24 protein-coding genes are annotated in these 19,712 nt (G+C 42.0%); 17 read left to right on the top strand and 7 right to left on the bottom strand.

Annotated elements, in window-relative coordinates; genetic code table 11:
- The first annotated feature begins 591 nt into the window (after window positions 1-591).
- Together H6F42_RS01385 and H6F42_RS01380 are read left to right on the top strand one after the other, a co-directional pair.
- Window positions 592-744, top strand: coding sequence for a hypothetical protein (locus H6F42_RS01385; RefSeq protein ID WP_190397557.1), 153 nt, complete (start codon window positions 592-594; stop codon window positions 742-744).
- A gap of 65 nt (window positions 745-809) precedes the next feature.
- Complete coding sequence (locus H6F42_RS01380; protein WP_190397556.1) at window positions 810-1,127, top strand: hypothetical protein; 318 nt, start codon at window positions 810-812, stop codon at window positions 1,125-1,127.
- Window positions 1,128-1,529: 402 nt separating this feature from the next.
- Here H6F42_RS01380 and H6F42_RS01375 read toward each other — a convergent pair whose 3' ends face one another.
- Complete coding sequence (locus H6F42_RS01375) at window positions 1,530-3,023, bottom strand: YdiU family protein (RefSeq protein WP_190397555.1); 1,494 nt, start codon at window positions 3,021-3,023, stop codon at window positions 1,530-1,532.
- Between the two features lie 68 nt (window positions 3,024-3,091).
- Between H6F42_RS01375 and H6F42_RS01370 the strand changes: the two genes are divergently transcribed.
- Entirely contained in the window at window positions 3,092-4,804 is a 1,713-nt protein-coding gene (locus tag H6F42_RS01370; RefSeq protein WP_190397554.1) for an RluA family pseudouridine synthase, read from the top strand.
- 114 nt (window positions 4,805-4,918) lie between these two features.
- The gene (locus tag H6F42_RS01365; protein WP_190397553.1) at window positions 4,919-5,527 is read left to right on the top strand and encodes a DUF3611 family protein; all 609 of its coding nucleotides are present in this window, start codon (window positions 4,919-4,921) and stop codon (window positions 5,525-5,527) included.
- Between the two features lie 29 nt (window positions 5,528-5,556).
- On the opposite strand, the gene H6F42_RS01360 is transcribed toward H6F42_RS01365, so the two are convergent.
- Window positions 5,557-6,420 (bottom strand): bile acid:sodium symporter family protein, encoded by an 864-nt coding sequence (locus H6F42_RS01360; protein ID WP_190397552.1) that lies wholly within the window; start codon window positions 6,418-6,420, stop codon window positions 5,557-5,559.
- Between the two features lie 63 nt (window positions 6,421-6,483).
- Here H6F42_RS01360 and H6F42_RS01355 point away from each other — a divergent pair, with 63 nt between their 5' ends.
- The 4 genes from H6F42_RS01355 (at window position 6,484) to H6F42_RS01340 (ending at window position 10,489) form a co-directional block, all read left to right on the top strand.
- On the top strand, window positions 6,484-7,248 hold the full coding sequence (locus H6F42_RS01355) for a DUF1350 family protein (protein WP_190397551.1): 765 nt from the start codon (window positions 6,484-6,486) through the stop codon (window positions 7,246-7,248).
- Window positions 7,249-8,131: 883 nt separating this feature from the next.
- On the top strand, window positions 8,132-9,562 hold the full coding sequence (locus H6F42_RS01350) for a form I ribulose bisphosphate carboxylase large subunit (protein WP_190397550.1): 1,431 nt from the start codon (window positions 8,132-8,134) through the stop codon (window positions 9,560-9,562).
- A 72-nt stretch (window positions 9,563-9,634) separates the two neighbouring features.
- Window positions 9,635-10,126, top strand: coding sequence for a chaperonin family protein RbcX (locus tag H6F42_RS01345; RefSeq protein ID WP_190397549.1), 492 nt, complete (start codon window positions 9,635-9,637; stop codon window positions 10,124-10,126).
- A 27-nt stretch (window positions 10,127-10,153) separates the two neighbouring features.
- Window positions 10,154-10,489 carry a ribulose bisphosphate carboxylase small subunit gene (locus tag H6F42_RS01340; protein ID WP_190397548.1) on the top strand — a complete coding sequence of 112 codons (336 nt, stop codon included), beginning with the start codon at window positions 10,154-10,156 and terminating at the stop codon, window positions 10,487-10,489.
- Between the two features lie 42 nt (window positions 10,490-10,531).
- Here the strand turns inward: H6F42_RS01340 and H6F42_RS01335 are convergent, their stop codons facing one another.
- Window positions 10,532-10,741 (bottom strand): hypothetical protein, encoded by a 210-nt coding sequence (locus H6F42_RS01335; protein ID WP_190397547.1) that lies wholly within the window; start codon window positions 10,739-10,741, stop codon window positions 10,532-10,534.
- Between the two features lie 209 nt (window positions 10,742-10,950).
- Entirely contained in the window at window positions 10,951-11,136 is a 186-nt protein-coding gene (locus H6F42_RS01330; RefSeq protein WP_190397546.1) for a hypothetical protein, read from the bottom strand.
- A gap of 154 nt (window positions 11,137-11,290) precedes the next feature.
- Here H6F42_RS01330 and H6F42_RS01325 point away from each other — a divergent pair, with 154 nt between their 5' ends.
- The 7 genes from H6F42_RS01325 (at window position 11,291) to H6F42_RS01295 (ending at window position 14,961) form a co-directional block, all read left to right on the top strand.
- Entirely contained in the window at window positions 11,291-11,518 is a 228-nt protein-coding gene (locus H6F42_RS01325; RefSeq protein ID WP_190397545.1) for a hypothetical protein, read from the top strand.
- Window positions 11,519-11,717: 199 nt separating this feature from the next.
- Entirely contained in the window at window positions 11,718-12,164 is a 447-nt protein-coding gene (locus tag H6F42_RS01320) for a hypothetical protein (protein WP_190397544.1), read from the top strand.
- Window positions 12,151-13,467 carry a hypothetical protein gene (locus H6F42_RS01315; protein ID WP_190397543.1) on the top strand — a complete coding sequence of 439 codons (1,317 nt, stop codon included), beginning with the start codon at window positions 12,151-12,153 and terminating at the stop codon, window positions 13,465-13,467. The genes H6F42_RS01320 and H6F42_RS01315 overlap by 14 nt, the downstream gene beginning before the upstream one ends.
- Window positions 13,468-13,663: 196 nt before the next feature.
- A complete protein-coding gene (locus tag H6F42_RS01310) occupies window positions 13,664-14,038 on the top strand; it encodes a GIY-YIG nuclease family protein (protein WP_190397542.1) in 375 nt (124 codons plus the stop codon).
- A gap of 7 nt (window positions 14,039-14,045) precedes the next feature.
- A complete protein-coding gene (locus H6F42_RS01305) occupies window positions 14,046-14,252 on the top strand; it encodes a hypothetical protein (protein WP_190397541.1) in 207 nt (68 codons plus the stop codon).
- A gap of 144 nt (window positions 14,253-14,396) precedes the next feature.
- Window positions 14,397-14,621: a hypothetical protein gene (locus H6F42_RS01300; protein ID WP_190397540.1), complete on the top strand. Its 225-nt coding sequence runs from the start codon at window positions 14,397-14,399 to the stop codon at window positions 14,619-14,621.
- Window positions 14,622-14,709: 88 nt separating this feature from the next.
- Window positions 14,710-14,961, top strand: coding sequence for a hypothetical protein (locus H6F42_RS01295; protein WP_190397539.1), 252 nt, complete (start codon window positions 14,710-14,712; stop codon window positions 14,959-14,961).
- A gap of 93 nt (window positions 14,962-15,054) precedes the next feature.
- Here the strand turns inward: H6F42_RS01295 and H6F42_RS01290 are convergent, their stop codons facing one another.
- Both H6F42_RS01290 and H6F42_RS01285 read right to left on the bottom strand, forming a co-directional pair.
- Entirely contained in the window at window positions 15,055-16,275 is a 1,221-nt protein-coding gene (locus tag H6F42_RS01290) for a DUF4336 domain-containing protein (RefSeq protein ID WP_190397538.1), read from the bottom strand.
- A gap of 222 nt (window positions 16,276-16,497) precedes the next feature.
- Complete coding sequence (locus H6F42_RS01285) at window positions 16,498-17,610, bottom strand: quinone-dependent dihydroorotate dehydrogenase (protein WP_190397715.1); 1,113 nt, start codon at window positions 17,608-17,610, stop codon at window positions 16,498-16,500.
- A gap of 177 nt (window positions 17,611-17,787) precedes the next feature.
- Here H6F42_RS01285 and H6F42_RS01280 point away from each other — a divergent pair, with 177 nt between their 5' ends.
- Together H6F42_RS01280 and H6F42_RS01275 are read left to right on the top strand one after the other, a co-directional pair.
- Window positions 17,788-18,015: a gas vesicle protein GvpG gene (locus tag H6F42_RS01280; protein WP_190397537.1), complete on the top strand. Its 228-nt coding sequence runs from the start codon at window positions 17,788-17,790 to the stop codon at window positions 18,013-18,015.
- A gap of 50 nt (window positions 18,016-18,065) precedes the next feature.
- Window positions 18,066-18,797, top strand: coding sequence for a pentapeptide repeat-containing protein (locus H6F42_RS01275; RefSeq protein ID WP_190397536.1), 732 nt, complete (start codon window positions 18,066-18,068; stop codon window positions 18,795-18,797).
- A gap of 66 nt (window positions 18,798-18,863) precedes the next feature.
- Here H6F42_RS01275 and H6F42_RS01270 read toward each other — a convergent pair whose 3' ends face one another.
- Window positions 18,864-19,478: a precorrin-8X methylmutase gene (locus H6F42_RS01270; protein ID WP_190397535.1), complete on the bottom strand. Its 615-nt coding sequence runs from the start codon at window positions 19,476-19,478 to the stop codon at window positions 18,864-18,866.
- Window positions 19,479-19,712: the final 234 nt, after the last annotated feature.

Here is a 19,712-nt window from a genome sequence, read left to right as displayed (position 1 = left end):
TTGATTAGATCTCTAACTTAACAGTAATTGCACCCAGTTATCATCTAGAGAAAATTTCTTAGCGCCATAAGTTTGAGTCACTCTATCAAAATAAATATTATCCAAGATTCTAGGTAATAATTGATTGATTAAGTAAATTGGCAGTATTTAAGCATAAAATTAAAATAGGATAATTCTCCCGCAATGTTTAGAAGAGTTATCTTATCTTGATATCGTTTTTTATTATGCTGATGTATCTATCCATTTAATTTACCTAGCAAATGGACTTATAGAGTTTTAAAAAGAATATATCGGTTTATTTGTTAGACCAGTAACAATCAAAATCTAGCGCGATCGCATTAATGGTAGTAATAAGGCGATTCTGGTTACATGCTAACATTTAAGAGCTTTTAGATATTCTTGAACAAGGGGTTGAGATTTGATTACTTGGATAAAGCCGAAATTTAAAGCTGGTTATTAATGATTTTTGATGGCAAAGCTATTTATGCATCAATTAGATTTTAGCTTTGCCAATTACACAAATACTTGTAATACAACCAAAATCTGACAATAATAAGATCGTTCGTCAGTTTTAATATTATGATCCATCTCTTGTCTGAAAAAATTAGTATTAACGTGCAAGGCGGAACGGTAAATGTGCGGAACCTCAATATTGGGATTGCGGAACGGCTAGAGAAAGCAGGCGATCTCGTCAGGATTTTGGTGATAGCAGCTAATCCTTTGGAATCGTCGCTATACTATTGACGATTTATATTTGATATCTTATATCTGCTACCTGTGGTTATTTTTGAGAAATAGGGTGTAAAAGTATGATCTCACCAACTCTTGAACCTTTACAAATTCTAGAATTACTTTATCGACAGGGATATCGCAGTAATTTAATTGATCGTTCTCTTAATAAAATCATTGAGCTAGAGCGAGCTAATAATCTTAAACAAGCTTCTGAACTACAAACTAAGTGGCAAGCATACGAACTTCAATATCATATGGCTTCGGATACTTTCTATCAAAGATTTAACGAAGGCAGTTTAGGTGATGATATGGATTATTTTGAATGGAGTGTTTTTTATGAGCTTTGGCAATCTGTTCAAGAGCGTTTGCAGGTTTTACAACCAAACAGACAATAATCATTATGGTATCTAGCCAATATCTTGAAAATATTAAGTCTTGACTGATTTCCAGCAGTGCGATCGCTACATTTACGATTATTGAAGAATTAGATCTAGGCGATCGCGGTTATTTTCGGGCGAGGGTTACGCTCATTGGAACTTTTAGATATTCTTGAACAAGAGATTGAGCAATGATGGCAATAGGATAGTCCACAATTCTTTCTATTATGATTGAGTCTTTTAGCTGAAAAAATTGGTGTTAACGTGCGAGGTGAAACTGTAATGAAAAGGAAATCATCAAAATAGCGCTTAGCTTAAAATATTAGGACTTATGCAAAGCTAAGGAATTTATTGGATTTTGGGTAGATGTGGCGCGAGTGAAGCCTGCGCCACATCTACCCGATGCGGAAGTCCTAACAGTTACTCTTTTAGTTGGGCGATCGCCTTATAAAAAGGTTGCCAATCGTCATCAACAGTAATTCTTTCCCATAACTCCTCAATCTTGGGACGCAAGAAAATAATTGTTGGGTTAGCTTGCTGAAGCTGCTTTGCGACATTTGCCATCTCGGCGATCGGTTGACGGATCAGCAGTTGATGATAAACTTCGCGCCATTTTTCCAATATTGGCAATTGTTCCTCTGTAATTTCCCAATCGTGATTGGCAAAAATATTTTTAGCATCTTCTCGCCAATCAGTTTGGAAAGATTGACGGAGTTTTACAAAAAATTGGTTATAGCCGATCGCTTGCACATTGGATAATAACTCTAAGGTTGCACCAATTAAGTCTTCAGTTTCAGGCTTGGAAAGTGTAGTAAATCCCAATCGCTTCAGCATCATTTCGCAATAGGCAACTCGATAGAAATCTTTGAATTTTTGCAATGAAGCTTGCATATCATCTTTATCCATCACCATGCTTAAAGGATCTTGCAACTTTTCTAAGTTCCAATAGCAAGCGGCAGGTTGATTGGCGTAGCTATAGCGACCTGCATAGTCAAAATAAGCCGCCGTAAATCGCGGATCGTAACTAGGGATAAAGGCGAAAGGACCATAATCAAAGCTTTCGCCTGTAATCGACATATTATCGGTATTGAGAACCGCATGGCAGAAACCTACCGCCATCCATTGAGCGCAAAGCCTTGCCACTCGTTCCACTAGTTCTAAATAGAATTTTTGATCTTGCTGTGCTTGAACATCTTTATTTACTTCTTGATCTGATGTTGGAGACTTGTGACGCGAAGCGTCGCAAGTCTCTATCCTAACGAGATGGGGATAATAAATTTGGAGAACATGATCTAGCAGTTTGCGGGTGAGGTCAGGGCTACCAATCCAACGCAAACGCTCAAATGTGCCAAAACGAATATGCGATCGCGAAAAGCGCACCATTACCGAGGAGCGAGTTGGCGATGGTTCATCCCCTCGCCACAGATCTTCACCAGTCTCAACAAGGCTCAGACAACGGGAAGTTTTTACACCCATGCGATGTAAAGCTTCGGAAGCGATAATTTCGCGCACACCACCCTTGAGCGTGAGCCGACCATCCGCAGTCCGTGAGTAGGGAGTTCGACCTGATCCTTTTGTCCCAAAATCGTAGAGTTCTCCATCAATTCCGCGCACTTGTCCATAGATAAAGCCGCGTCCGTCACCCAGTTGATGGTTATACTCACCAAATTGATAGCCATGATAGCGCAGGGCTAAAAATGGTCGCACCGCTTGAAAATGTCCAAAGGCTTCGATAAAGTCATCATCGCTCACCTGAGAGGCTTCAAGCCCTAACGTTGGCAAAATATCATCATTACGCCAGCGTAATTTATGAAGCGGAAATTCAGCAGCAGACACAACATCATGATAGTCCGCTAGGGATTCGATCACAGGTTCGTAATTGAGTTTCAGAAAGGGGTTGCTAGGGTGACTCATAAGGATTTATAAGTTAAGGAGTGGCGGCGCGAAGCGCCGCCACTCCTTAACTATATGATACTTCTGCTATGATACTTGCCTCAGAGGATAATCAAACGGTTAACTATTGGTATGAAGGGATTTGTCCCTATAGTGGTGATTTGTTTCGGCTGCCGCGCACTTTAGAGATCGAGGCGATCGCCCGCCAGTTAATGCAAGAACTGGAAAAAGATTATGAAAAGACTTCAGTTGAGCCTTGCTCAACCGAAGTCTTTTCAGGAATGGAAGGAAAAATGTATGGGGTATTGCTAGCAGAATCGGAAATAGGAGAGAAGTTGGTTCTCAAGGCTTTTTCGGGCTTATTAAATGGCAAAAGTCATCTGGACGGATGGATTCCCCCGATCGCAGGTCGTGAAAAAGTCGCCATCGCAGAATCCATTACCTTAAATCAATTAGCCCTAATTAAACAAGAATTAATTGAACTAAGCGAGATTCCTGAACGTTTAGAGTATGAACAAAAATTTCAAGAATATGCTTTCCAATTACAAGTTTTGCGCGATCGCCATCAAGTTTTTAAACAAGCAAGACAAGCTAAGCGATCGCAATTGTTAGCCGCCTTCACAGGTACAGAATTAGAACTTGCTCTCAAAGAATTAGAGGGAGAAAGTCAAAGGGAAAAGATGGCAAGGCGAAATTTTAAACGCGATCGCGATCAAGTTCTTTTACCTCTGCTAGAAGTAATTAAGGCTGCTGATTGTAAAATGCAAATTCTCAAAACTCAACGTCGCGAGTTATCGCGGACTTTGCAAACCCAGATGCACAGGGCTTATGTATTAACCAATTTCGCAGGAGAAACGCGATCGCTACGGGAATTAATCACCGAAGGCGCAATGCCAACAGGAATGGGAGATTGTTGCGCTCCCAAATTATTAGATTATGCGGCGAATCATAATCTTAAGCCCTTAGCAATGGCTGAATTCTGGTGGGGAAAACCATCTCTCGACGGTTACAAAATTCAAGGTGAGTTTTATGGTGCTTGTGTGGAGCGATGTCAACCCTTAATGGGATTTCTGTTGTCGGGGAGGAGATCTCCACCAGCCCCCCTTTCTTTTGAGAATGTTGCGAAGCAACATTCTCAAAATCTTTCTGTCCTTGAAAATGTTGCTTCGCAACATTTTCAAATTATTTATGATGACAAATGCATACTGGCGATCGCTAAACCCGCAGGGCTTCTCTCCATCCCCGGACGCTACCTCGACACTCAAGACAGTGCGCTAAGTAGATTACAGCAAACTCTCGGGGAATCTTCTCTCCTTTACCCAGTCCATCGCCTCGATCGCCAAACTTCAGGGATTTTATTATTTGCCCATGATTTAGAAACTCTTCGCAATTTAAGCGCTCAATTTCAACAAAAAGAAATTCATAAAATCTACGAGGCGCTACTATCGGGCAAACTTGAACGCAAAGAAGGCGTAATTGATCTCCCTCTATGGGGTAATCCTGAGAATCGTCCCCGTCAACAGGTGGACTTTCAGAAAGGTAAGCCGAGCGTTACCAAGTTTCGCCTAATTGGCTATCAACAGAACTATTCGCGCGTCGAGTTTACGCCTTTAACAGGACGCACTCACCAATTGAGAGTTCACTCGGTCGATCCCCGTGGTTTAGGAATGCCGATTTTAGGCGATCGCCTCTATGGTTGTCAGGTTGCTACCGATCGCCTACATCTTCATGCCAAGGAGCTAACGTTCAGACATCCGCGATCGCAAAAGTTAATTCATTTACGAATTTCTGTTCCTTTTTAGGTTTTACGTCCTGATATACTTAGGGAAAACTAACGCATCGTGCAAATGTAGCGCGGACAAAGCTCGCGTCCCATTTAAACAAAAAACAGTAAATTCGTTTATTTCGGATCAACTATGCCCAGAGAACTCAAAAACGCACCAAAAGAAGAAGATAACAGCGATGTTTCGCCCAATGTCCTGCGCGTGGTTTTAGCATTTCGGCGCTGGGGTTGGGCTTCCTTCTGGACACAGGTTGTTTTGTGCGTAGTTTCGGCACTGGTGTTATTACAACTGATCCTTTTAAAATCTCCCACCACCAATGTACCCTCAGGCGCAGATAGCAACCCTGCGACACTGCCGGGTTTAAGCTTTGCTTGGGCAGGGATTGCCGTGCTTGGTGCAAGTATTTTTTGGAATTTTCGTTATACCCAAATGGCGAACAAGTTGCGATCGCCTGATCGTCCCACCAAAAGCCAAACCGTATTTCAAATCAAAATTGGCATCATCATTAATCTAGTGGGGACGCTGATTACTTTGATCGGAGCCGCTTCGATTGTGGGAGCGCTCACCCTGCGATCGCAACAGGGTGTATTTGCAGGAGCAGGAAATTTTAACCTGACCATTCAGCCCCTCGACTTTCAGATTATTCAAGCCAGTTTCAATATTATCTTTGCCCACTTTGTCGGCTTAGTCACCTCCCTCTGGCTGCTAAATCGCGCCACTGACAAGCCTAATCGCGAATAAAAAAAGAGACGGCTACGCCGTCTCTTTTTTTATTCTTCAGCCAATTTACGACCATAACCGATCGCCAATAATCCCGTTACATACATCAGTAAGCTATAAATTGCCGCAGGAATCGCCATATCTGGATTATTGAGCAATCCTGCGGTAATCGCGATCGCTAAAGTTCCATTTTGCAGACCCACTTCAATGCTGATACAGATTTGTTGCTTGGGGTTAAGCTGAAAAAATTTGCTCAAATAGAATCCTGTCGCCATCGAAAGCGTATTTAATAGCAAAACGCCAACCCCAACTTGGACAATAAAGTCTGGCAGACGGCTCCATTCTTTAATGATCAGCAACAAAATAATTACTGCCAATAATACGGCTGCCGAAACACTGGTTACTTTTTCTAATTTTGCAGATAGGTTAGGCGCAAATTGACGAATACTCATGCCGATCGCGATCGGTAGAAATGTAATCACAAAAATTTGCAGAATTGTCGTGCCAATTGGCAACTCAACCGCCGCACCTTGCCCAAAAAAATGTTGGCTAGCCAGATTCGCAAAAACAGGAATCGTAAATATCGTAATCAAACTACTCAAAGCCGTTAATGTCACACTGAGCGCAACATCCCCTTTCGCTAAAAATGTGACCAAGTTTGAGGAAACTCCCCCCGGACATAAAGCCAGAATCATCAAACCCGTAGCGATCGCTGGTTGCATGGGGACAAGCTTAGCGATCGCCAACCCAATGAGTGGCAATAGAATCAATTGACTGATCAAGCCGATTGCCACCGCTTTCGGATATTTTCCCACCCGACGAAAGTCCTCTGGCACAAGGGATAAACCCATACCCAGCATCATCGTTCCTAAGGCGATCGGCAAGATCAGCGATGTAAAAATATTTGATTCCATGGGTGAATTGACTAAGATAAGGAAGATGTAAAGAAGTGTAAAACACAAATAGTGGCTAAGCCAATGCAATGGAAGCAGGTTGAAGAAAATTGGGTATTGACTCCAGCTAATCCCAAAGGTGTGATTCACTTTCTTGGTGGTGCATTTTTTGCTGCTGCCCCACAGGTTGCCTATAGCCGCGTGCTAGAGCAACTTGCTCAAAATAACTATGCGATCGTCGCCACCCCATTCCTCAATAACACCTTTGACCATCGCCAAATTGCCCGTGATGTTCATACATCCTTTCGCAAGGCACGCAGCAAACTATTTCTGGATTATTTTCCCGTGTTTGGCATGGGACATAGCATGGGTTGCAAAATTCATCTATTAATTAATAGTCTGTATAAACCCACCCGTGCTGGCAATATTTATATTGCTTACAACAACTACAGCGCCGATCGCTCAATCCCTTTCTTTAAAGAACTCTCAGGCACTATCCCTGAAATGTCAGCGATGGAGTTTACCCCTACCCCCAAGGAAACCGAGCAGCTAGTTAGGGCAAACTACCAAACTACTCACAATTTACTCATCAAGTTTATTGATGACGATATCGACGAGATTTCCAGTCTCGCGGAGATCCTCAAGCAAAAATTTCCCAAAACAGTAAATTTACAAACCCTCGAAGGTACGCACCTGACCTCTATGGGCATTGATGTCAAATGGAAAGCTGGGGCTAGTTTCTCCGCGATTGACGCGATCGCTCAATGGGTCAAGCAAGAAATGCACAAAAACAACCAAACCCTAGAGCAAGTCTTGATTTCATGGCTTAATCGCCAAGCTTCCCGTTGACCTAGCTGAAGAGAAGGGCGGCGCTTTGTACCACCCTTCTCTTCGTGACTATGAGTACAAATACTCTAGACAATTTAACAACTATGTTAATAATAATGTCCGAACAAAATAGATTGATTTTGTATTTATATCTGAGTGATTAGGATTTCTAATATTGATTTAATATTGTTAAAATCTCTACCCATTCCTATCGCTTTTAGTATCAATATGTATCGGGCGATCGCAAAAATTGAATAATATCCACGCATTTTTCTTAATATAAACTCATTGCCAATTTCATCGGGCAAAGCTTGATATAGCAAGCTTTAAGCTTAATCAACTCAAAAAAAACTGTATAAACAAGTATCAGGGGATATATCTAACTTATTAGAGTGATATAAATTTTTTATATGAATTTATAAGCAAAAATGGTGCTTTACTCAAAAAAATTTTCAAAAAAAGTAAATGTAGATACGCACTTTATGTTTAAATTAAAGACATCGCTCAAGGACTTCACACGAAGAATTCCTGATAGGATTAACTTATATAAAGCAAAAAATATTCCACCAAAGAGGCAGCTAACAAAAAGCCAATTAGAGAGCTAATTTTTGATTTAATTTTTCGATTTAACTTTTTGATTTGATTTTTTGAACTCTGACTCTTCCAGTTTTTTTGCAGCGCCCCGTGCAGTTTGCGGGCAACCCAGTTTTAAGACTCAGTGACGCACAGAACCCAGAAAATTTTTCAGTTCCGCAGCTTGCCTTTTAGTCTTGATTACTGTCAATCATCGTTTTGAGTCTTGAGGCATGATTTTGCCTGACGCACTCTCACGGGAGCAAACTGCCATTGGACGGATGGTGGAAATTTAAACGATTCTCAATTTAACTCTAGTAAGGAGATATTAATGTCTTACTCAAAAACACAGTCTAAAGCCAAGGCTGGGTACGACGCAGGTGTTCAGGACTATAAACTAAAGTACTATACCCCCGACTACACCCCCAGAGATACTGACCTTCTCGCCGCTTTCCGCTTCGTGCCTCAACCAGGCGTACCTCCAGAAGAAGCAGCAGCAGCAGTTGCCGCAGAATCTTCTACAGGTACATGGACTACTGTATGGACAGACTTGTTGACCGACCTCGATCGCTACAAAGGTCGTTGCTATGATGTCGAACCAGTACCTAACGAAGATAATCAATATATTGCTTACATCGCTTATCCTCTTGACTTGTTCGAGGAAGGTTCTGTAACCAACTTGCTCACCTCATTGGTTGGTAACGTATTTGGTTTCAAGGCTCTTCGCGCACTTCGTCTAGAAGACATCCGTGTGCCTATTGCTTACTTGAAGACTTTCCAAGGACCTCCTCACGGTATCCAAGTTGAGCGCGACAAGTTGAACAAGTACGGTCGTCCTCTATTGGGTTGTACCATTAAGCCTAAATTGGGCTTGTCTGCTAAGAACTACGGTCGTGCAGTATACGAATGTCTACGCGGCGGTTTGGACTTCACCAAAGACGACGAAAACATCAACTCTCAACCTTTCATGCGCTGGCGCGATCGCTTCCTGTTTGTACAAGAAGCAATCGAAAAAGCTCAAGCTGAAACTGGCGAAATCAAGGGTCACTACTTGAACGTTACTGCTCCTACTTGTGAGCAAATGATGGAACGTGCAGCCTTCGCTAAGGAAATCAAAACTCCGATCATCATGCATGACTTCTTGACTGGTGGCTTCACAGCTAACACCACTCTTGCTAAGTACTGCCGTGACAATGGCTTGCTGTTGCACATTCACCGCGCTATGCACGCAGTTATTGACCGTCAAAAGACCCACGGGATTCACTTCCGCGTTTTGGCTAAGTGCTTGCGTATGTCTGGTGGTGATCACCTCCACTCTGGAACCGTTGTTGGTAAGCTCGAAGGCGAAAAGGGCATCACCATGGGCTTTGTTGACCTAATGCGTGAAGACCACATCGAACTCGATCGCGATCGTGGTATCTACTTCACTCAAGATTGGGCTTCTATGCCTGGTGTACTTCCCGTTGCTTCGGGTGGTATCCACGTATGGCACATGCCTGCGCTCGTTGAAATCTTCGGCGATGATTCTTGCTTACAGTTCGGTGGTGGTACTTTGGGACATCCTTGGGGTGCTGCTCCTGGTGCAACCGCTAACCGCGTTGCGCTCGAAGCTTGCGTACAAGCTCGTAACGAAGGTCGCGACATGATGCGTGAAGGTGGCGACATCCTTCGTGAAGCTGGTCGTTGGTCTCCTGAATTGAATGCTGCTCTTGAACTTTGGAAGGAAATCAAGTTCGAGTTTGAAGCAATGGATACCCTCTAATCAATTAGCTCCATTAATATAGTGTTTCGCATTGCGAAACACTATATTAAGAAATCTTGGTTAAGTGAGCCTATGGATATCAAGCGCAGTACTAAGTCCACCGCCAAAATGTTAATAAATTTTTTGACATTTGAAGCTGTAAAGACGATTGCCGAGCAATTGGAAGAAACTGATAGGTTAAAAGCTCTCTGGTTTAATCAGTTCTCGACGCGCGAAAGACTCCAAAATGGCGAACTTTATATCAAAGATCTGTTCGCAGTTCACCAAGAAATGGCTTTTAGAGTAATGACGGTGCGAGAACATCTAGCGAATGAGATTTTAGATTTTTTGCCAGAAATGACTCGTACTGGAATCCAACAATCAAATATGCAGCTTCGTCGTCAACACTTTGAACACATCATGAATGTGCCAGCTTCGGAAGGATATGCAGAATGTGAGAATTTAGAACCTAGTTTAGAAGCTAGTTCTGAAACTAATCTCGAAGTTCCTTTAGAAGTTGTGTCAGATTCAGATCTAGATCCAGTTGTTGAAGGCGATCGCGCTCCCACCCAACAAAATCAATAGCAATATAATTTCAATCGCGAGGAAATAATGCAAACTTTACCTAAAGAGCGTCACTACGAAACTCTTTCTTACCTTCCCCCTTTGAGCGATGCTCAAATCACTCGTCAAATCGAGTACACCTTGAAGCAAGGTTTCTATCCTGCGATCGAATTTAACGAAGATTCCGATCCTGCAATCCACTATTGGACTCTTTGGAAGTTGCCCTTGTTCAACGCCAGAACTCCTCAAGAAGTTTTGAGCGAAGTGCAAGCTTGCCGCTCTAGCTATCCTGGTAGCTTCATTCGTGTTGTTGCTTTCGACAACATCAAGCAGTGCCAAGTCCAAAGCTTCATCGTACACAAGCCTAACAGCGCTCGTTACTAAGCTTTAACAAACAAAAAAGCCCCGCATTGCGGGGCTTTTTTGTTATCTAAAAAAATAATCATCTCCATTCATAAACCTTACATTGCAAAATTTCTGAATAGCTTCAAAATCCTTGATGTTATCTGTAACCACAGTTACTCCTGCTCTCTTTGCGGTTCTCGCGATCAAAACATCATGGGTTATACGATATTTTTGATCGACAGACATTTTGGGCGTTAGTCCACCTGTACGGGACTTTAATCCTTTTTGCAAAGCATAAATAACTTTCCCTACAAGCCACCAATCTTCTGCTGTTGGAACTAATAGCTTTCCCGATTTTTCATTACTCTCGCCGCGCAATATTTAAAGCTTTCAGTTCACTATCATCATGCGCCCCTACAACAAGCTCTTGAAGCACGACAACCGACATATAGAAACTGTCTGGCAGTTGAGCATATTTTCGAGATATGAAAATATTTGTGTCAAATGTGATCTTTGGCATTTGGGCTATTAAAGCTTCTCTGTGAGATCAATTTCCAAGCCCTCATCATTGCCTGATTAGCTTTTTTGGATGCCTCAACCTTTTTTTTCCGACTCAAAGCTTTTTTCTTTGCAGTTTTGTTTGCGACTGAGCTATTTAAGCCGCTTTCTTTAGATTTTTTAGCCATGGCTAAATATCACCCCATTGCGTAGGATATTCTTGCATTGTAACAAAACAAGCATATTTTTATAAAAATGTCGCAATAGGTCGCAATAGTATTTGCATTCACGTACAAAATGGCTAGTGCTAGTATATGACAAGAATATTGAGGTAGTTTACTGATGCTTGATATCCCAAAGCAATATGTTTTTGATGAGCAGCACCGTCCTGTTGCGGTGCAAATCCCTATAGCTATATATAATCAAATCAAAGAAATCTTAGAAAATTTTGGTTTGGCTAAGTTGATGCAGGAAGTGGAAGATGATGATTTACTTTCTGGTGATGCTCCTTACTCGTACTATCAATCACTGAAATTACAAACTTTTGTAAAAATTAGACATTCAATATAAAAATTTATAAGCAATAAGGTGGAATTGACTTTGCGGCAACTAATATAATTAGTTCTATTTGTACAGAATTTATGATGAAGTTATGAGCTAGAGCAAATTTGTAGAGATATGCAGCCAAAACCACACAAAACTCAAAATGCATCTGCTGTCTGTATGAAATATGGAAATATGTTACGGGCAAACGCCCCTTTTTGTAGTCATGAAACCGCGAAACAATAAGTTCAACCCCAAACGTAGAATGCTTGAGATCAACGAATGTGACTTTAAACAGCTTTCAGACCTTTCTTTAAAGGCTAAGTATGGTGGAAACGCTGAACACAAGAAAAATCCAGGCGATTTTAAACTCATCCCGCCTAGTTGTCCTAGAGCAGGTAAATCTCTTTGTGACTCTGTTAAAGTCTTTACTAGAAAAGAAGCTCTAGAACTGCTACAGAAAGGTTTGAAGAATGGCTTGGTTAGTGATCGTTTTGAGGGGCAGTGGCCTAAAAACATTTGGTCAGTTATGGATGATGGGACTCCACTAGAAGCACAGATTGATTCATCTGAAACAGGTTCTTACCACGGATATCCTATGCAAAGAGAAGATCCTTTTTGCGCCAAAGTAATTGCTGCATGGAGTGAAAGGAGTAAATATGCTAAGTCCTAATTTTGAATGGCTGATAAGTGGGTACGATTCGCCCGAAATCCAACAAACTATGGGTAAGTTTACATTACGAGCAGGAGGCGTAAATCTTACTCAGAACGAGAATATTTGGACTCAAAAAATTGATGATTCTGTTTTAGTTTCTGCTTATCCTATGGCTATGTGGATAGCATCCTCATGGTGGAGGTTGCTTTTTGAGCCTCTCCCACCTACTGGAAACAAGCCATCGGTTGACTGGAGGATGGCGCATGAACTCACTGCTGCCAACCAAGGGTTTATTTGGCCAAGGGTAATATTTGCTTCAGATACAGAATCAATACAGCTATGGTCTACCTCATCTAACGCGGCTGATAAACAGTCTGTTAGATACATAAATAGTCTTGATTTTCCAGTCTCAGTCAACTTTCTTGAATTTGATCACATAGCAGAGACATTTATTGACTCTGTCATAAGTCGTCTCAATGCAACTTCAGTTTACGATACATCGTTGTCTAACCTTTGGGAGGAAGTTAAAGAAGAACGTTCTGATATAAATGCAACGAATTACCGACGTTGTGAAGCCGAATTGGGTTTTGATCCTGATGAGTGTCCTGAAGCCATTGTCCAATCTGCTCTTAACCTTGGCAAGCGAATGGGCATGAAAACACTTTCAGAACTAGCCCCCACTTGTGGCAAGGATTCAAAAGAAGAGCCACTCAGTGCAATCACAGATCTAATTAGTGATTCATCAGGGCTGAGAGGAAAGCCCAATATTTTGCTTGACCATTCTTTTGATCAAGAAATTCCAAATGCACCTTGGCAGCGAGCGAACGATCTGGCAATCCGCACACGTGAAGCTATTGACATTGGAGAGGAACCGATGTCTAACGGCAAACTGTGCGAACTACTTGGTTTACAGGAGTCTGAGTATGAACATTGGAATCCTCCTAACAGACAACATATCTCAGTTGCAGTCCCATTAGATAATGGTGAACTTCATTTTCACCCCAGAAAACCACATCCAACTGCAAAGAGATTTGAACTAGCCAGACTTCTTGGCGACTATTTACTCTATGGTAATAAGGGTACATCTTGGCTTGCCAGCACAGATCTTAGAACTTCAAGGCAGAAGTATCAGCGTGCTTTTGCTGCTGAATTTCTTTGTCCTCTCAGTAGCTTACAGGCTTATTTAGATAATGACTACTCGCAATCAGCTATAGAAAACGCTTCTGCACACTTCAATGTGAGTGAAAAAACAGTCGAATCAATACTAGTGAATAACAATTTAATCTCTTCTAGTTATTTAGACGTTGGGCTACCTTATTAGTAATTTAGTTAGTGATGAGGTTATACGAGCAACCCTAAATACTCTTATTTGATTGGGTGCGATCGCTTTGTGGTGAAGAGAGGGAGGAGCGATCTCTAATTGTTGATATTTGGTTAGGGGCGATCGCTTTGCTGTGGAGAAAGGGAGGAGCGATCGCAGGTTAAAATAGTCAGCACATTATTCAAAATTGATTTCTATGCCAATGAGCGAATCTGAAATACAAAAACAAGCCAAAAGTATCTTAGATGCGATCGCTTTCACTCCCTTTGAAGAATGCCAGTCATTAGATCGCGATTTTAGCAATATTCCTAATCTCCCTGGCATTTATGCAATCAGACACAAGTATGAAGGTTTGCTTTACATTGGCAAAACTAAAAGTTTAAGGAGTCGTTTTAAAGGTGGGCATAAAGCTTTTCTGTGGGCATGGCTTGATAAATACAAAGATGAAGATGTGCGTATTGCTGTACAAATAATCCCATATTCCCAGAATCCTGCGTTACTATTGGAGCTAGAGGCAATAATTCTTCGAGCTACTGAGCCACCCTACAATGTCCAAATCCCAATGGAGTAGTAAATTTATGCAAGTAGAAATGGTAGAGCGAATCTCATCTAAAGATGCAGAAGTTATTTTAAAACTTCTACCTGAGAGAATTAGATCAGCAATTATTGCTCGTGCCAAAGAAATAGATTATCCAATTGAAGCAACCATTGAAATGGCGATCGCTAGTTTTTTGGATACAGAAGCAATAAGTTTTTCCGACTGTAAACCCAATCGTGGATATTAACCCAGAAAACAGGCGATCGCTAGTTAATTTTGATTAGTGGCGATCCCTTTTGTGTTGAGGAGATGAAAAGGTGATCGCTGTTTGTTGATTTTGGGTTGGGGGCTATCGCGAATTAGAATATATGTAGTCTTTTAATAATGTCTTATGCCAAAAGCTGTTCAGGAAATCTATACACAGATTATTTCAAGCCTTCCACCAACTGAGAGACTACAGTTAGCGACACTGATTCTCAATGGCTTAGTCAAACAAGACGTTGCTGTTATTGATAATAGCGACACTTGGACAGAGCAGGATCAACTAGACTTAGCTGCTTTTTCTATGCAATATGCGGTGACTGCTTTGTTTGAAGAAGAGGAGATAACTGAGTGAAAGTTCAATCTGGCGATATAGTGACCGTTGATTTTCCTGCTGTTACTGGTATCAAATGTCGCCCCGCAGTCGTCTTATCTTCACGTATATGAATCAGAACTTTGAGATTGAGATGGAAGATGATTTACTTCCTGAATATGATTTTACTCAAATGACCGTTGTTGCTTGTGGTCAGGGAAGAAAGAAAAGCGCTGTCACCGTCACCCTAGATCCTGATGTTGCTAAATTATTTCCAAATTCGGAATCAGTCAATGAAGGACTAAGATTGCTAATGCGATTAATTAAGCAAAACTCATCACAATTAGACGACCAGTTATCAATGAAATCTGAAAATCCGTAAATCTCGATTATCTAATCAAACGTACAAAGCTCTGTAGATCAAAAGTGCATAAATGTTATGTGATTGAGATGATTCGTGTGATAGCTACATCGCTTAGACTTTTTCCTTTGCTTTAAAAATGATGCGATTGCTTTGTAAAAGATTGTTAATTTGATTGAGAACTGTAAAATCCTCTTCGGGTAGACTAGAAGTAGTCTTAAATTGAGAATCCTTTTCTAAAAAGCTAAAGGCTTGACGAAAATCATTGGGTGTAGCGGCGATCGCATTGTCAAAATGACAAGGAATAATGCGCTTAAAGTTCCAACTTGCTACTTTATTAGCCCATTGAATCACCGATTGAGGATCACGATTGAGAATTAGGGTTTGGAGAATGGGAGCAACAAAAATTCTGCCATTACCGCGCAACACTTCAAAGGATTGATACCAATCTTCTCTCCATCGAAAGGGAAATAGCCCAAAGAATGCTTTGCGCGATCGCTCTGGAGCCTTGGTAATATCGAGTAATGACTGGACTAAAGAGACAGTTTCCAAAACTCGCGGACGGAAATAGAAGAGAAATAGACAGGTTCTTTGCCAACCACGAATGCGATTAACGGGCGTATCGGCGATCGGCTCGGCGGCGCTGTCTCTAGCGTGAAACAGCAAAGGATAGGGATCGATTTGGAGGATTTCGGGAGGATATTCGGTAATGGATACGATTGTATCGGTGACTAGCAAAGTTTGCGATCGCTTATCTAAAAGGGCAACTTCGGCAAACTTCCCTAAGCCTAACTCAATGGAACCCAGAATTGCATAGTCAAACTGATCCGCAAAGGGAGCGTGAGAGGAATCGGACGGCAAAAGATGGGTGCGCCCCCAAGGCAGTCCCAACCAACTTAGAGGCAAATTGAACGGAAAACTCCATTGATGGGGAGAGACATAAACCTGAGCTTGAGGAAACTGTCGCGCAAATGGCCCCACAAATACTTTATGCTCAATGCCTGAGACCGTCGGCAAGATGATGTATTTAACATCGCCATGCTCCGCAACTAGCTCGTTAACAAGGCGAATACATTCGGGCGTTGGTGCAACAGGAGCGTATACCAGCAGTCCTCCTGCTTCCAATTTCACCACCGTCATCCGAATGGGTACAACTACATAAAAAATTCCTTGAAGTTGCTCAAATGTCCAAATTTGATCTTTGACGATTTCTTGTCGAATTGTGCGTCTTTGTCCATAGGGATAAAGTGGCACTACTTGCCAAAATTTCCATGACCAGTCCTTTGGGCTACTTGGCTCATGCTCAGACTTGCTATGTATTGCTTCGGCAGTCATTAATCTCGATCTCTCTATCGAATTCTTGCTGTGGTGCTGTTCTTAGTATCATAAGGCGAGCGTTAACACTAATCAAATTTTCTAAGATGCGAAGCGCTGTAATACAGCGCTTTGCGCTTACTTAAAACCCAGAAATATTTTTGAAAGCGGCGCAAAGCGCCGCTTTCAAAAATATTTCTGGGTTTTAAGTAAGCAGAAAATGGCGTAGCCATTTTCTGCTTTTTAGCGATGCGCTAAGCCGATCGCTTGTTGGATATTTTCTAAACCGTGAGCTTCGAGCTTAGCGACTAAACCTTGCAGAATTTGCTTAATGACTAAAGGTCCCTCATAGATTAAGCCTGTATAAACCTGCACGATCGCCGCACCAGCCGTAATCTTTTGCCAAGCATCCTCGGCGGTGAAAATGCCGCCCACGCCGATAATTGGTAAGCTGCCATTGGTGGCTTGCCAAATCAAGTTAATCGCCGCTAAGGAGCGATCGCGTACAGGCTGACCACTGATACCGCCCGCCTCTTCTGTCACAGGTTTACCCGTCATCGATAAATGCGTAGTCGTGAGATTTTGGCGCGAAATCGTTGTATTCGTGGCGATGATTCCTGCGACACCGTAGGACTGACTAGCTTTAACCACCTCGATAATATCCGCATCATTCAAGTCAGGGGCAATTTTAACCAGAATGGGTTTGTTGGCGGTATTAATGGGTTTTAGCTCCGCCAGAATGCCGCATAACTGCTCAGTGGCTTGCAAATCACGTAAATTAGGGGTATTCGGTGAACTCACATTAACGACAAAGTAATCACCAAACTCATAGAGCGATCGCAGGCTTTCGGCATAGTCAAATTTTGCGTCGGCAAGTTCCGTTACTTTTGATTTGCCAAGATTAATCCCAAGGGGAATATTCAGCCGATGATTTGCTAAATAATTTTGCAGATCGATCGCAGTTGTTGCCGCGCCCCGATTGTTAAAGCCCATGCGATTTAAGACGGCGCGATCGCTTGGTAAGCGAAATAAGCGGGGTTGGGGGTTGCCTGACTGTCCCTTGGCGGTAATAGTCCCCACTTCCGCAAAACCAAAACCTAAATTTTCCCATGCCCCGATCGCTTCCGCATTTTTATCAAACCCGGCCGCTAAGCCCACAGGATTGTCAAATTTTAAGTTCCATAAAGTTTGTTCTAGCCGAGAATCGCTATAGTAAAAGATAGACTTCGCGATCGATTGGAGTATTGATGATTCACTAATTTGCCGACAAGTAGCGATCGCTAAATGATGAGCTGCTTCGGGATCAAGTGAAAATAAAAGGGGACGTACCCCGTATTGATAGGCAAGGTTTAGCATAAGGTTACGAGTTTCATATTTTAGGATGCCTAATTCACAAAACATCCTAAATTTCACAATTATAGCAATGCAAGAATTAGCTAAGACAAATCAAAATCCCCAAGATGTAAGTTGTGGCACAAAGCGCCGCAACTTAGCTTACTGGTATAAATTTCATAACTGAGAGTATATTTTCCTATGGTATGGCAACTACTGACAGCACCTCTCGACGGTTTAGTCTGGATTGCAGAACAAATCGAAGAACGGGCTACCACCGAATTAGAAAAACAAGAAAATCTGCAAAAGCGGCTCACCACATTACAATTACGCTTCGATCTTGGAGATATTAGTGAAGAGGATTTTGTAGCTCAAGAGCAGGAGATTTTAGAGGCAATGGAAGCAGAATTGGATGAACAAGAGAAATAAAGATACACAGCATCTTTATTTCTCTTGTTCAATTATCGATCTCAAAACTCATGGAAATTAGTGAACTAATCAATAGCTACTACGCAGGTCGGCGGAACTTTGCGGGAATTAATCTCTGTAAAACCGATATGAATGGCATTGATCTAAGCAATGCTGATCTAAGTGGCGCAAATCTCAGTGAAGCAAGTCTTTATGGTGCAAATCTAAGTAATGCCAAGCTCAACGGCTCCGATCTGAATGGCACTAAGCTCTATCGCGCCACCCTCATTGGCACAAATTTTAGTGGCGCAGATCTAGGAGAGGCGGATCTGAGTGAAGCAAATCTGAGTGAAGCAAAGCTGTATGGCGTAAATTTGTATAAAGCTATATTGAGTAAAGCGAAATTGCCTCGCGCTAAGTTAAATGGGGCTAACTTAGGCAAAGCAAAGTTAAATCGGGCGGATCTTAGTGAAGCGGTGCTAAGAGATGCCAGATTATTTGGCGCAAATCTCAATGAAAGTATTTTGCAACGAGCCGATCTAAGCCGCTCGAGTCTAAATGGGGCAAATCTTTGTAAAGCAACATTATCGGAGGCGGATTTAACCTTTGCGAGTTTGTATGGGGCAAGTCTTTGTGATGCAGATTTTAGCGAGTGTGACTTAACTAGCGCCAATCTCCAAGGCTCCGACCTCAGCCGTGTCAATTTTTATAAGGCTAATTTGAGTAAGTCCAAGCTGGCGGATGCGGTTACTGATGGTATGCAGACTCAAGAGGCAAATTTATCAGGAATTATCTGGTCTTGATATTGCGCTTTGCGCTCAAAAGCGAGTTGCGGCACTTCGCGCCGCAACTCGCTTTGGGGCTTTGGATTATTTATTGCCGTAGGCTTGCCACGACAAATTGATTAAGGAATTAAATATGGCGGCGGCAGCGATCGCATTGCCCTTACGACCATCCACGCGAATATGGGGAATCAGCGAATCATTTAAACGCGACTTAATCACATCCGTATCAATAAAACCCGCAGGCGTACCAATTACCAAGGCGGGCTTTACATCCTCCAATTCAATCAAATCCACCAGAGTCGCCAGAGCCGTCTGAGACTCGCCTATTACAAAAATTGCTTCAGGATAGCGCTTTGCCAAGGTTTCGATCCCCCAAGCTGCTTGAGTTTTACCCTTTTGGGGACGAGTAATCGCTTCTACCGCGCAGTAAATAGGATTAACAAAGGTATCACTGATATTCGGAAAAATCGCTGCTTGCACCGTTGGCACATCGACAATAATCGTGGCTCGGTTGGCTAGGGCGGTAGCTCCTGCTTGTAATGCTTGCTCCGAAAATCTGACCAGACTTTTATACTCAAAGTCAGCAGTTGCATAGATTACCTGACGCACTATTTCATATTCAGCAGGTGTGAGGGAATGTTCGCCAATTTCGTTATCGATGATTGCTAAGCTCTGTGCGTCCGTAATGTGCCATTCCATAGGATTATGCAAAATATTTAACTTGAGTTTGACTATTTGAGTTATAGATGTAGAAGCCCTTAAATAGAGTTGTGGCGCGAAGCTCGACAACTCTATGAATACCAGTTCACGAAAGTATAATCACACTTTTATGAATTAAAAACCAAACCCAGTAAGGTTTTTTAACTAAAAATGGCTACGCTATTTTTAATTTTGGTATTACATTGCTGACTTATAGATATACATCAAAATATT

The organism is Pseudanabaena sp. FACHB-1998, from assembly GCF_014696355.1.
GTDB lineage: Bacteria > Cyanobacteriota > Cyanobacteriia > Pseudanabaenales > Pseudanabaenaceae > Pseudanabaena.
This window is presented reverse-complemented; position numbering and strand designations above follow the sequence as displayed.